The sequence below is a fragment of the Paracoccus onchidii genome (genome assembly GCF_028294535.1).
Classification (GTDB): Bacteria; Pseudomonadota; Alphaproteobacteria; order Rhodobacterales; family Rhodobacteraceae; genus Paracoccus; species Paracoccus onchidii.
Window position 1 is genome coordinate 214365 of the sequence record NZ_JAQBIE010000005.1, and the last position, 12068, is coordinate 226432.

At 59.2% G+C, this 12068-nt stretch carries 11 protein-coding genes and 1 pseudogene; 6 read left to right on the plus strand and 6 right to left on the minus strand.

Features of this window, described 5'->3' with window-relative positions; all coding sequences use genetic code 11:
* Positions 1-18 precede the first annotated feature (18 nt).
* Positions 19-1263: a DEAD/DEAH box helicase gene (locus tag PAF17_RS06050; RefSeq protein WP_271888207.1), complete on the minus strand. Its 1245-nt coding sequence runs from the start codon at positions 1261-1263 to the stop codon at positions 19-21.
* Positions 1264-1782: 519 nt separating this feature from the next.
* On the opposite strand from PAF17_RS06050, the gene PAF17_RS06055 reads away from it, so the two are divergent.
* Positions 1783-2544: a hypothetical protein gene (locus PAF17_RS06055; protein WP_271888188.1), complete on the plus strand. Its 762-nt coding sequence runs from the start codon at positions 1783-1785 to the stop codon at positions 2542-2544.
* A 66-nt stretch (positions 2545-2610) separates the two neighbouring features.
* Here the strand turns inward: PAF17_RS06055 and PAF17_RS06060 are convergent, their stop codons facing one another.
* Positions 2611-2838, minus strand: a complete 228-nt coding sequence (locus PAF17_RS06060; RefSeq protein WP_271888189.1) for a hypothetical protein — start codon at positions 2836-2838, stop codon at positions 2611-2613.
* Between the two features lie 129 nt (positions 2839-2967).
* On the opposite strand from PAF17_RS06060, the gene PAF17_RS06065 reads away from it, so the two are divergent.
* Complete coding sequence (locus PAF17_RS06065; RefSeq protein ID WP_271888190.1) at positions 2968-3219, plus strand: DUF2312 domain-containing protein; 252 nt, start codon at positions 2968-2970, stop codon at positions 3217-3219.
* A gap of 234 nt (positions 3220-3453) precedes the next feature.
* Here PAF17_RS06065 and PAF17_RS06070 read toward each other — a convergent pair whose 3' ends face one another.
* The 4 genes from PAF17_RS06070 to iolD are packed head-to-tail and all read right to left on the minus strand — an operon-like array spanning position 3454 to position 7992.
* Entirely contained in the window at positions 3454-4290 is an 837-nt protein-coding gene (locus tag PAF17_RS06070) for a class II fructose-bisphosphate aldolase (RefSeq protein WP_271888191.1), read from the minus strand.
* Entirely contained in the window at positions 4287-5129 is an 843-nt protein-coding gene (locus tag PAF17_RS06075) for a 5-deoxy-glucuronate isomerase (RefSeq protein WP_271888192.1), read from the minus strand. Before PAF17_RS06075 ends, PAF17_RS06070 begins: the two co-directional genes overlap by 4 nt.
* A gap of 14 nt (positions 5130-5143) precedes the next feature.
* Positions 5144-6127, minus strand: coding sequence for a 5-dehydro-2-deoxygluconokinase (gene iolC, locus PAF17_RS06080; RefSeq protein WP_271888193.1), 984 nt, complete (start codon positions 6125-6127; stop codon positions 5144-5146).
* A complete protein-coding gene (gene iolD, locus PAF17_RS06085; protein WP_271888194.1) occupies positions 6127-7992 on the minus strand; it encodes a 3D-(3,5/4)-trihydroxycyclohexane-1,2-dione acylhydrolase (decyclizing) in 1866 nt (621 codons plus the stop codon). Before iolD ends, iolC begins: the two co-directional genes overlap by 1 nt.
* A 126-nt stretch (positions 7993-8118) precedes the next feature.
* Here iolD and PAF17_RS06090 point away from each other — a divergent pair, with 126 nt between their 5' ends.
* The 4 genes and pseudogenes from PAF17_RS06090 to PAF17_RS06105 all read left to right on the plus strand — a co-directional run.
* A complete protein-coding gene (locus PAF17_RS06090) occupies positions 8119-9219 on the plus strand; it encodes a Gfo/Idh/MocA family protein (protein WP_271888195.1) in 1101 nt (366 codons plus the stop codon).
* Between the two features lie 24 nt (positions 9220-9243).
* The gene (locus PAF17_RS06095) at positions 9244-10137 is read left to right on the plus strand and encodes a TIM barrel protein (RefSeq protein WP_271888196.1); all 894 of its coding nucleotides are present in this window, start codon (positions 9244-9246) and stop codon (positions 10135-10137) included.
* Positions 10138-10161: 24 nt separating this feature from the next.
* Positions 10162-11295, plus strand: coding sequence for a Gfo/Idh/MocA family protein (locus tag PAF17_RS06100; protein ID WP_271888197.1), 1134 nt, complete (start codon positions 10162-10164; stop codon positions 11293-11295).
* A gap of 329 nt (positions 11296-11624) precedes the next feature.
* Positions 11625-11925 (plus strand): annotated as a pseudogene (locus PAF17_RS06105) (transposase); the annotation flags it as partial.
* Between the last annotated feature and the right edge of the window lie 143 nt (positions 11926-12068).

Below are 12068 nucleotides of genomic sequence, written 5' to 3' on the forward strand. Positions count from 1 at the left end.
GCCGTCGTAAGATCAAGGTCAGGAGACCGGATTCGAGCCTGCCTGCTGGCTTCTGGGCCTGCGCGACGGGCGGCGTGCAGGGCGTTTGTTGCCGCCGGCATCCATGGGCTTTCCACGGCCACGCCCCTTGCGCGCTGCGCTGGGTGCGGCTGCCGGCACCTCGCCGCCGATGACGGGGATTGGGGCCTTCATCGCACGTTCGATGGCGCGCAGCTCCGCGACCTCGGCCGGCGCGCAAAAAGCGACGGCACGACCTTCGCGTCCGGCGCGTGCGGTGCGACCGATGCGATGGACATAGTTTTCCGGCACATTCGGCAGGTCGTAATTATAGACATGGGCAACATCGGGAATGTCCAGTCCGCGGGCGGCGACATCGGTGGCCACCAGAACCTTGGTCTCGCCTGCACGGAACGCCTGCAGCGCGCGTTCACGTTGACCCTGACTCTTGTTGCCGTGGATCGCCGCGACTGCAAAACCCCATTTGTCCAACAGCTTGGTCAGCTTTTCGCAGCCATGTTTGGTGCGGCCAAAGACCATGGCCAATTCGCCGGTATGCTTGGACATGTATTCCGCCAACAGGCTGGCCTTGTCGCCCTGGGTGACGAAATGTACGCCCTGTTCGATTTTCTTCGCTGCCTGCCCCGGTGGGTTGACGGCGACCTTGACCGGGTCGGTCAGATAGGTCTCGGACAATTCGGACATCAGCTTTGGCATCGTGGCCGAAAACATCAGCGTCTGACGTTCGCGCGGCAGCATTTTCGCGATTTTGCGCAGGGTGTGGATAAAACCGATATCCAGCATCTGGTCGGCTTCGTCCAGAACCAGATAGTTTGTCGCTTCGAGGCTGATGGCGCGGCGTTCGATCAGGTCCATCAGGCGGCCTGGCGTCGCGATCAGAACGTCGACGCCGCGCGACAGGCGATCGGTCTGGACGTTGATCGACGCGCCACCCACCACACGAAAGCTGCGGATCGGGGTGCCTTCGGCATAGGCGTCGATATTGGTCGCAATCTGGGTCGCCAGTTCACGCGTGGGGGCCAATATCAAAGCCCGGCATGTCTTGGGATCGGGCTTCTTGCCGAACTTGATCAGCCGCGTCAGCATTGGCAGGCCGAAGGCGGCCGTCTTGCCGGTTCCGGTCTGCGCAAGGCCAAGAACATCGCGTCCGTCGACGATCGACGGGATACCCCGTTCCTGAATCGGCGTAGGTGCGTTCAGCCCCATGGCCGCGATATTGGCGTTGATCCGCGGATCAATCCCCATTTCGGCAAACGGCCCCGTGGGCAATGGATCGCGCGACACGGCCTTGCGGCCTTCGTTCGCGCGGAAATTACCGGGTTGATTGCGTTTGGTGGCGTTTTGTCCACGAGAAGGACGGCGGCGGAAATTCTTTTGTTCCATGAAGACTTTCATCCCGAATCCCTCGTACGGATGCGGGCACAGACCGCGCAGCACAGCGCGGCGAACACAGGGATGCGGACCCGATACGAGGATGTCCGCAAGCCTCCCCGCGTGAATGGGAAACTGGATGGGTGGTCGTGCCTGCGAAAAGGCAAATCGCGGCTGCTCACGCGGCAACGGGCACAGAAGATGCGAAATGGGGAATCTTTGCACATATGTCAAGCCCTTCCTGTTGTCTGATCGCAAAACAGGCAGGACACGCATATGTGTTGCAAAGAAGCGGCTTGCCGTAATTCGTTTATCCGCGGCGGCAGATGAATCTCTGCAACCATCGGTTAATTACGCTAATGTGAACGCACCTGACCCGGTTGGAGCTTGATCATGAAACGGACATTGGCGGCGGCACTTTTGATGATGTCGACTTCGCAGGTCGCAGCGCAGGAAGCAGCGCAGGCCAATAACCCGCTGGCGAATACGAAATCGCTGAACTTCCAGAACCAGTATCTGGGCGATCTTTCGGGAACGGATCGTGATGCCAATCAGTTCTATCTTCGCTATGCGCAGCCGTTCAGCGCGATGGGCGGCGACTGGCTTGCCCGCTTTACCGCACCGATCACCACCGTCCCCGAGGCCGGCGGAGGCGACCATACCGGTTTCGGTGATTTGAACTTTTTCGCGGCTTATCTGATCGATGTCGGCAATCCTGCAATCAGCTTTGGCGTCGGTCCGCAGATCACGATGCCTACGGCCGAGGATGACAGACTGGGTTCAGGGAAATGGTCTCTTGGCTTTGCCAATGTGCTGTTCAATGCGACCAGCCCGAAATTTCAATGGGGTTACCTGCTGACATGGCAGGCCAGCGTTGCCGGGGACGATGACCGCGAAGATGTCAATGTCGGTGCCTTTCAGCCGTTCGGGTTCTATCAGCTTGGCGATGGCTGGTATCTGCGTTCCGCCAGCGTCTGGACCTACAACTTCGAGAATGACGAATATGGCGTCCCGCTCAGCCTGGGTGTCGGCAAGGTCATCAAGACGGACAAGGCCGTGGTCAACGTCTTTGTCGAACCTCAGAAATATGTCTGGACCAGCGATGAAGGCCAGCCCGACTGGGGCGTGTTCGCAGGCGTGAACTTCCAGTTCTGAACGCAGACGAAGCTGAATCCCGGCGGGCGCTACATCGCGCCCAGAATTGTATCGCCCGTCCGAGATCTATTTTCCCAGCACGATCCCGAGCACGACCATCATCAATCCGATTGTCGAGGCACCCAGTGCGGCCATGTTCACGGCCAGCACCTTGCGCATGCGAACGCGCAACTGTTCATCTTCCACTCCGGCGCGGCGCGCCCTGGCGACGGTGACGATGCACCATATCAGTGCGGCTAGCCCGGCGATGGTCAGCGCGGCGCCGCCCCAGATCACCCAGTCGAAAACGCTCATGTCGGCCCGTGTCTTTCTGTCATGTTCCTTGCCGTTCCGGCCTAGCCGCGATTGCGTAAATGAACAAGAGCGCCTAACAGTCTGGCCACAAAAGGCAGGCCCGAAAATCCAGGAAAGGACAAGAAGAACATGCCCGACGATCACAGCTATAACGTCGCCGCAGACGAGCTGCGCCAGTTCATCGAACAGTTCGAACAGCTCGAAGCCGAAAAGAAAGACATCGCCGAGCGTCAAAAGGAAGTGATGGCCGAGGCAAAGGCGCGTGGCTATGACACCAAAGTCATGAAGAAAATCGTTGCCCTGCGCAAACGGGACCGGGATGATATCGCCGAAGAAGAGGCGCTGCTGGATATGTACAAGGAAGCACTTGGCATGGCGTAAGCCGCAGCAGATGCCGGCGCGCAAGCCCTTGCTCCTATGAACTGGCAAGGGAAGGGGCGATCACCTCGTCCCTTCCTTCGGCCTTGGCGAACGCCTCGTTTCATGAATGTCGAATGGATGCCCGGCAAGGCGGCTGTGGCTGGCACCGCCTGACGGGTCTTCGCAGAGGCTTCTTGCGGCTACAGGGCCGGAAAATTCCCGCCCCGGCCTGTTGGTCCTGTTTCGCCCGTCCGCCTAGGCTTTGCGGGGTCTCATGCTTTGCAGGACGCGGCGCGTCGCTTCGACAACAGGATCATGCGTTTCCGACAGGATTGCGACCCGATCAAATCGGGAAGGGTCGCGTTCCACAGCCTCGCGCAAAGCCGTCCCGAATGCCATGCGCAGTTCGGTGCCGATATTGAACTTGCAAATCTTCGAGCCTTTGGAAAGGCGCTGCCGTTGCTGGGTCGGAACGCCTGAACCACCGTGAATCACCAAGGGAATATTCGTCACGGCCTCGATTGCGCGAATGCGATCTTCGTCAAGCCCGGCACCTGCCTCTTGTTGCAGATGTGTATTTCCCACCGAAATCGCCATCGCATCGATTCCGGTTTCCCGGGCGAACTTTTCGGCCTCGGCAGGGTCTGTCCCCGCTGAATCTTCGCCTCCGGAATAGCCTACAAACCCGATTTCGCCCTCGCAGGACATACCAGCCGCATGGGCCATTTCAGCGATGGCGGCGGTTTCATCGATGTTTTGCCGCAGTGGTTTGCGAGATCCGTCAAACATTACCGAAGAAAACCCGCAATCCAGCGCGATGCGGCAGTCCTCGGCCGTATAGCCATGGTCGAGATGGGCGACGACCGGCACGCTGGCGTTGTCGGCCAGATAGGTGAACATCCGGCCCAGAACCGGCAGGGGCGTATGCGCCCGGCAGCCCGGCCCGGCCTGAAGAATGACGGGGCAGTTTTCGGCCTCGGCGGCGGCGACAAAGGCGCGCATGTCCTCCCAGCCAAGGGTCACCAGACCCGCAACCGCGTAGCCGCCCTTCAGTGCCGGCTGCAAGACTTCGGAAAGCGTGGCAAGGGTCATTTGAACTTTGCCACCATGTCTTTGATGCCGGGGATCGTTTCGACCTGATAGGCATGGGTCGGCTGAAAGTATTGAACCAGCGAACGTTGGGACAGGCCACCGAGAATGGTGAAGTAATACATTTCATAACCGGGCAGGGCGCAGCAGGGATGATAACCCTTGTCCAGAACGATCGTCGATCCATCGACGATGTGATAGGCGTCGCCGGGCAGGTTGTCTTCGCGCTGCAGCATTTGCAGCCCCGATCCGTGATTTGGACGGAAACGGAAATTATAGGTTTCGTCATGCCGCGTTTCTACCGGCAAGCGGTCTGTGTCATGCTTGTGCGACGGAAAACCCGACCAACCGCCTTGTCCGACGGTGAACAGTTCCGAAACCAGCAGGCGGCCAACCTTGTCATGCTGCTTCTGGCCCAGAATATGCTTGATCTTGCGATGGGTCTTGGTGTCATCGCTGCCATACTGAACCAGATCGATTTCGTTGCTGCGTACTGCGAACGGGTCCAGAACCTTGTCATATTTCGCACCGGCGACGAACACCTCGGCTTCGTTCGAAACGCATACCATTTGCGCCTTGGCCCCGACGGGAACATAGACGCCTTCGGGTTCGCCGTCCCAGACATCTGTGCCGCGATTGCCCAGGGCGTCATAGGCGACCCCTTCGATATCGACATTTATCGTGCCGGTTGCCGGAACGATGCAGGTTTCATAGCCGGGCACGCTGTATTCGAAAGCTTCGCCCTTTTTCAGCTTGATGATGTTGAAATAGTTCAACGGCACCCGTGAATCTTCGACGTCGACGATGGGTTTGTTCTGGTTGTCATAGGGGGGGATATGCATGTGATGCCCTTTCGTCAGGCCGCAGTGGGGCCGGGGTGGGTGGCAAGGAATGTTTCCAGTTCGGCGGTCGTGGGCATGGCGGGCGCACAGCCCGGCTGCGAAACCACGATCGAGGCGCAGGCCGATCCACGCAGCACCGCCTCGCGCAGTTCGCGTCCTTCGGCCAGGGCCGCCAGAAGGCCGGCCATGAAACTGTCGCCGGCTCCGTTGGGCTTTACGGCCGTCACCGGATAGATTCCGGTGCGGATCTCTTGGCCGTCGGCAAGGGTTACCGCGCCTTCATGACCCATCTTGTAGATCACGATCCGCCCCGGACGACGCGCAAGTTCGCGTGCCTTGTCCAGACCCTTGTCGATGCCGCCGGCCATGAAGCCGAATTCTTCATCATTGCCCACGATCAGATCGCTTTCGTCGCCAGCCTGCGACAGAACCTCGGCGGCATCTTCCGGCGAAACCCAGGAATAGGGGCGATAGTCGATATCGAAGATTACCGGCATTCCCGCATTCCGCGCATTCTGAAAGGCGCGGAATGTCGAGCTGCGCGATGGCTCGGCAGCAAAGACCGTGCCCGCCGTGATCAATGCGCCAAACGCAGTATAGTCGGGTTGGTCGACATCTTGGTCGGTGACCTGAAAATCCACGGCATTGTTGCGGTAGATCACGTTCTGGAAATCCTCGATGCAGCTTTCATAGACCGCCAACGAGGTTCGGTATTCACCGCCGATCGCGCGAACATGGCGCGTGTCGACGCCATAATGTTGCAGGCGATTCACACAGAAACGGCCGACGGCATCATCCGAAACCGAGGTCACAAGCGCCGATCTCGCACCCAGCTTGCAAAGCCCGGCGCAGATATTCGCCGACGAACCTCCAAGGTCTGCGCGAAAAGCCTCGGCGTGTTCGCTTTTGGTGCCGGTCGGAGTGGCGAACATGTCCATGCCCGCCCGGCCGAAGACAAGAAAGCTGTTCTTGCGGATCGCGTTGATCAGATCTGTCATCAGACGCCCTTTCGTTGCCGGACGCGACCGGATTCCCATTCCTCATGGGCGGCGCGCACGCGTTCACTGTTGGTGATCTGCGGTGTTCCGCATTCCCACCAGCCGTGGCCCTTGTCCGTCCAACGACCATAGGCTTCGACCTTCATGCAGATCACATAGGTCCGATCGGCGGCCTTTGCGCGTTTGAATGCCTGGGCCAGTTCAGAGGCGTCAGAGACGGTTTCTGCAATCGCTCCCATTGCGCGGGCATGCGATTCATAATCGACATCGAACGGTTCCGGGATGGTCGGTGAATCTTCATACAGGCAATTGAAACTTTCGTTGCCCGTGTTGTTTTGCAGCTTGTTGATCACCGCCCAGCCGCCATTGTCCAACAGCAGCACGATCATCTTCTTGCGGGTCAAAACCGACGAATAGATGTCCGAGTTCATCAGCATGTAGGCGCCATCGCCGACCATCACGATGGTGTCCTGATCCGGTTCGCGTTCCGCCTGAGCGATCCGCGCTCCCCAGCCGCCGGCGACCTCGTAACCCATGCAGGAAAACCCGAATTCGACATCGACCGTGCCGATGTCCAGCGTGCGCCAGTTGGCGGTAACTTCGGCGGGCAGGCCGCCCGAAGCCGTTACGATCCGATCGCGTGGGTCGCATAGCGCGTTCACCACGCCGATCGCTTGTGCATAAGAGTTCGGACGGCCGTCCGTTGCCGTGTTTTCGGCAACATATGCGTCCCAGTCTTTGCGCTGTTCCTGCGCATATGCCACCCATTCGGCGGGCGCGGTATATCCGGCGGCGGCGGATTGCAGGGCGGTCAGGCCGAGTTTGGCATCGCCGACAACGGGCAGGGACATGTGCTTGGCAGCGTCATGGCGCCCGACGTTCAATGCGATCAACCGCGCATCCTTGGCAAAGCCCGTCCAGGATGAGGTCGTAAAGTCCTGCAGTCGGGTGCCGACGCACAGCACCACGTCCGCATGTTCCGTTACGGCATTGGCCGAATCCGAACCGGTGACACCGACCGGACCAATGTTCAGCGGATGCTCGGCCAGCAGGTTCGCACGTCCTGCGATTGTTTCCACGACCGGAATCCCAAGGGTTTCCGCGAATGCAGTCAGCTCTTGGACCGCGCGCGAATACTGAACGCCACCACCTGCAATGATGACGGGGCGCTTGGCCGATGTCAGCACGGCAATTGCCTCGGCGATCTCGACATCATCCGGGGCCTGCCGGCGGATGCGGTGCACCTTCTTGGCAAAGAATTTTTCCGGATAATCATAGGCCCAGCCCTGAACATCCTGAGGCAGTCCGATAAAGGCCGGCCCGCAATCGGCTGGATCCATCAGGGTGGCAAGCGCGTTGGGCAAAGAGTTCAGGATCTGCGCGGGATGGGTGATTCGATCCCAATACCGGCTTACCGAACGGAAGGCGTCATTGACCCCCAAGGTGGGGTCGTAGAAATTTTCCATCTGTTGCAGGACAGGATCGGGCAGGCGGGTGACATAGGCATCCCCGCACAGCATCAGCATTGGCAGACGATTCGCATGTGCCAATGCCGAAGAGGTCACCAGATTTGACGTGCCAGGCCCGGCAGATGCGGTGCAGAGCATGAAACGCTGGCGCAGCCATTGCTTGGCATATGCCGCCGCGGCAAACCCCATGCTTTGTTCGTTCTGACCGCGATACAGCGGCAGTTCCTCGCGATGTTCATACAGTGCTTCGCCAAGGCAGGTTACGTTGCCGTGGCCGAAAATTCCGAACCCGCCACCACACAGGCGGTATTCCTGACCATCGATCTCGATGAATTGATTGGCCAGCCAGCGCACGATGGCCTGCGCCGTCGTCAGGCGAATGGTCCCGTCGGTCATATTGTCTCCATCCCATTTTTGCTTTGCAGGCGGCTCAGAAACGATTGCCGCTTGCGCAATCCCGGTCAGGAGGATACAACTTTTGCAACCGGTTGCAAACTGAATCTGAGGAGGAGCGGATTCGTCATGACAGAGATTGGAATTGGCATGATCGGCGGCGGATACATGGGCAAGGCCCATTCCGTCGCGATGGCCGCCGTTGGCGTGGTGTTCGACACGAGGTTGCGTCCCCGGCTTGAGATGATTGCGGCAACAAGTGCCGAATCTGCCGAAAGATACCGAAAATCATTCGGCTACCGGCGGGCGACCGCCAATTGGCGCGAAGTGATCGATGATCCCGAAGTCGGTGCCATCATCATTGCAACGCCACAGAAGCTGCATCGCGAGATCGCCGAAGCCGCATTCGCCGCAGGCAAACCCGTTATGTGCGAAAAGCCCATGGGGGCGTCATTGCAAGACGCTGAGGCCATGGTGGCGGCGGGCGAGGCCAGCGGTCAGGTCAATATGGTCGCCTATAACTATATTCGCACGCCGGCCAGCCAATACGCGCGGCAGTTGCTGCGCGAGGGTGCGATCGGGGATATCACATGGTTCCGCGGCGAGAATGCCGAAGATTTCCTTTCGGATCCCGAAGCCCCGGCGACCTGGCGCACCGAAGGTATGGCGAATGGCACGATCGGGGATCTTGCACCGCATATGCTGAACGCGGCGCTTGCGCTGATGGGACCGATCAAGTCACTGATCGCCGAACTTGAAACTGTGCATCGTGATCGCCCCGGCGGAACCGTCACGAATGACGATCAGGTGCAGATGATGTGCCGCTTTGCCAATGGCGCGATGGGGCAGATGCATTCAAGTCGCGTCGCGACCGGCCGCAAAATGGGCTATGCCTATGAAATTCACGGCACGAAAGGCGCGATCCGATTTGATCAGGAAGATCAGAATGCGATCTGGCTGTATCGTGCCACCGGCCCCGAAGCCGAACGGGGCTATACCAAGATTCTGACCGGTCCGGCCCATCCTGATTATCGCCCATTCTGCTTGGGGCCTGGGCATGGGACCGGCTATCAGGACCAGATCATCATCGAGGCCAAGGATTTCCTCGAGGCGATCGCAGACGGAACGCCGCGCTGGCCGACCTTTCGCGATGGATTGGATGTGGTGCGTATCATTCACGCGGCCATCGAATCCTCGCGCAGCCGGACCTGGCAGGACCTTCAATCTTAAACCGAGCTTCTGAGAGGCACGACAATGACTATCCGTATCGGAAACGCTCCCTGTTCCTGGGGCGTCGAATTCGCTGGTGACGATCGCAACCCTGCATGGGAAACCGTGCTGCGTGAATGCGCCGAGGCCGGCTATAAAGGCATCGAACTTGGTCCCGTTGGCTATATGCCTGAGGATCCCGCGATATTGGGCGAGGCGCTGGACAAACATGGCCTCGAACTGATTGGCGGCGTGGTGTTTCGCCCCTTTCATGATCCCGCAGCCTGGGATGAAGTTCTGGACGCAACCCACCGTACCGCCAAGGCACTGAAAGCCCATGGCGCCACGAATATGGTGCTGATCGATTCCATCTCTCCCCGCCGTGCCCCGACCGCAGGGCGGGCCGACGAGGCAGAACAGATGGACAAGGCGGAATGGGCAGCATTCCGTGACCGTATCGCCGAAGCCGCCCGGATCGGTTCCGAGGAATATGGGCTGACCGTGGGCATTCATGCCCATGCGGCCGGCTTTATCGATTTCGAACCCGAGCTTGAGCGTCTGCTGAGCGAGGTCGATGACAAGATCCTCAAGATCTGCTTCGATACGGGCCATCATTCTTATGCAGGATTTGATCCGGTCGCCTTCATGAAGCGTCACATCGATCGCATCTCCTATATGCATTTCAAGGATATCGACCCGGCGGTGAAAGCCAGCGTCATTGCAGAACGCACCGGATTTTATGACGCATGCGGCCAAGGCATTTTCTGCAAGCTGGGGCAAGGTGACGTCGATTTCCCGGCCGTGCGGCAGGTTCTGGTCGATGCCGGGTTCCAGGGGTGGTGCACGGTCGAACAGGATTGCGATCCAACCATGGATGTCACGCCGATGGATGACTCGATCTTCAACCGTCAATATCTTGAATCGATCGGGTTCAAGTGATTTTGGGCTAAAGGAGGCTTTCTCATGGCCAAATTGAAATGGGGCATGATCGGTGGCGGCGAAGGCAGCCAGATCGGACCCGCGCACCGTCTTGGCGCGCTGGCGGATGGCCGGTTCGAACTGGCCGCAGGGGCGCTGGACCATCGGCCCGAGGCAGGTCGCGAATATGCGCAACGCCTTGGTGTCAGCGCCGATCGCGCCTATGGCGATTGGAAAGAAATGCTGGCAGGTGAGCGCGATCGCGAGGATCGTGTCGATCTGGTGACTGTTGCGACGCCGAACTCGACGCATTTCGAAATCTCCAAGGCGTTTCTGGAGGCCGGTTTTAACGTCTTGTGCGAAAAGCCCATGACGGTCACCGTCGAGGAAGGCGAGGAACTGGTCCGGATCGCCGAGAAAACAGGCAGGATCTGCGCTGTCAATTACTGCTATTCGGCCTATCCAATGGTGCGCCAGGCGCGCGCGATGGTGGCCAATGGCGATATCGGCAAGGTGCGGCTGGTTGTGACCGCGTTCAGCCACGGACATCATGGTGATGCGACGGATGCCGACAATCCACGCGTGCGCTGGCGCTATGACCCGGCGATGGCGGGTGTCTCGGGCCAGTTCGCCGATTGCGGCATTCACGCACTGCATATGGCCAGCTTCATCTGCAATGATGAAGTGGAAACCTTGTCAGCCGATTTCGCGTCCTGCATTGCCAGCCGCGAGTTGGAAGATGATGCCATGGTCAATTTCCGCATGTCTGGCGGCACCGTTGGCCGTCTGTGGACATCTTCGGTTGCGATCGGTCGTCAGCATGGATTCGAGGTTCAGGTCTTTGGTGAAACCGGTGGTTTGCGCTGGTTCTCGGAACAGCCGAACCAGCTGATCTATACGCCTGTAGGCGGGCGCACCCAGATCATCGAGAAAGGCGAGGGCGGCCTGTATGACGAAGCCTCCCGCCTGTCCCGCGTGGCGATCGCCCATCCAGAAGGCTTCCCGCTGGCCGTAGCAAATATCTATTGCGACCTTGCCGACGCGATTTCGGGTGAACAACGTGACAGCCTGCCTTTGGCAGCGGATGGCGTGCGCTCGATGGCTGCGGTGCATTATTCCGTGGCGTCCGCCAAGCAGGGTGGCGTCTGGGTCGATGCACGACCACCGATGTATCGTTGATCGGCGATAGAAAGACAGAAAAAGGGGCGCCAGATGGCGCCCCTTTCGAAAGGAACTGACAGCATCGCTGATTTCGGTTTTCTCGGCTTGGTTCGCAGCAATATAATCAGTCGGTGAATATCCCTGACCCCACCTGTTAAATGGTGCAGATGGCGTGCTGTGGGCTGTTCTGCCAGCTGGAAACTGTATTGCTTGTCGCCGGTGTTTCTTTTCCGGCAGGAAGCGGTGCGAAAACGCATGCAGGCATCGAAGTTCACGGACTGACCTGCCCCCCCGTAAAATCCCTCACCATGAAGTAGCGTCTGCCCAACCTATGTAGGAGCAGGGGAATGCGTAAGAGCCGTTTCACCGAGGCACAAATCATCGGGATGCTCAAAGAGCAGGAAGCCCGGATGCCGACAGCGGAGATGTGCCGCCGGCACGGCCTGAGCCCGGCGACCTTTTACAAGCTGAAGTCCAAGCATGGCGGCACGGAGGTAGGCATCGGAGGACGCGCGGCTGAAGGGCGCTGGAAGATGAGAACGCCAAGTTGAAGCAGCTGCTGGCAGACACGATGCTCGACAATGTGGTTTTGAAAGACTTGCCGGGAAGAAGCTGAGGACACCGAAAGAGCGGCGAGAGGCCGCACTCTTGGCTGGGAAACAGAACACCAACTGAATAGCCCCGCGTTTCCTAGACGCCTTCGGGTCTCGGTTTCCGCTGCCGTTCGAACTCTACGGGCGACAGCATCCCGTTTCTCGCATGCTTGCGCTTCGGATTGTAGAACATCTCGA

Coding starts and splice junctions, on each gene's coding strand:
- PAF17_RS06075 (WP_271888192.1), bottom strand. CDS start 5,129: ATGCATATCCCCCCCTATGACAACCAGAACAAACCCATCGTCGACGTC.
- iolC (WP_271888193.1), bottom strand. CDS start 6,127: ATGACAGATCTGATCAACGCGATCCGCAAGAACAGCTTTCTTGTCTTC.
- PAF17_RS06070 (WP_271888191.1), bottom strand. CDS start 4,290: ATGACCCTTGCCACGCTTTCCGAAGTCTTGCAGCCGGCACTGAAGGGC.
- PAF17_RS06050 (WP_271888207.1), bottom strand. CDS start 1,263: ATGGGGATTGATCCGCGGATCAACGCCAATATCGCGGCCATGGGGCTG.
- PAF17_RS06090 (WP_271888195.1), top strand. CDS start 8,119: ATGACAGAGATTGGAATTGGCATGATCGGCGGCGGATACATGGGCAAG.
- iolD (WP_271888194.1), bottom strand. CDS start 7,992: ATGACCGACGGGACCATTCGCCTGACGACGGCGCAGGCCATCGTGCGC.
- PAF17_RS06095 (WP_271888196.1), top strand. CDS start 9,244: ATGACTATCCGTATCGGAAACGCTCCCTGTTCCTGGGGCGTCGAATTC.
- PAF17_RS06065 (WP_271888190.1), top strand. CDS start 2,968: ATGCCCGACGATCACAGCTATAACGTCGCCGCAGACGAGCTGCGCCAG.
- PAF17_RS06100 (WP_271888197.1), top strand. CDS start 10,162: ATGGCCAAATTGAAATGGGGCATGATCGGTGGCGGCGAAGGCAGCCAG.
- PAF17_RS06055 (WP_271888188.1), top strand. CDS start 1,783: ATGAAACGGACATTGGCGGCGGCACTTTTGATGATGTCGACTTCGCAG.
- PAF17_RS06060 (WP_271888189.1), bottom strand. CDS start 2,838: ATGAGCGTTTTCGACTGGGTGATCTGGGGCGGCGCCGCGCTGACCATC.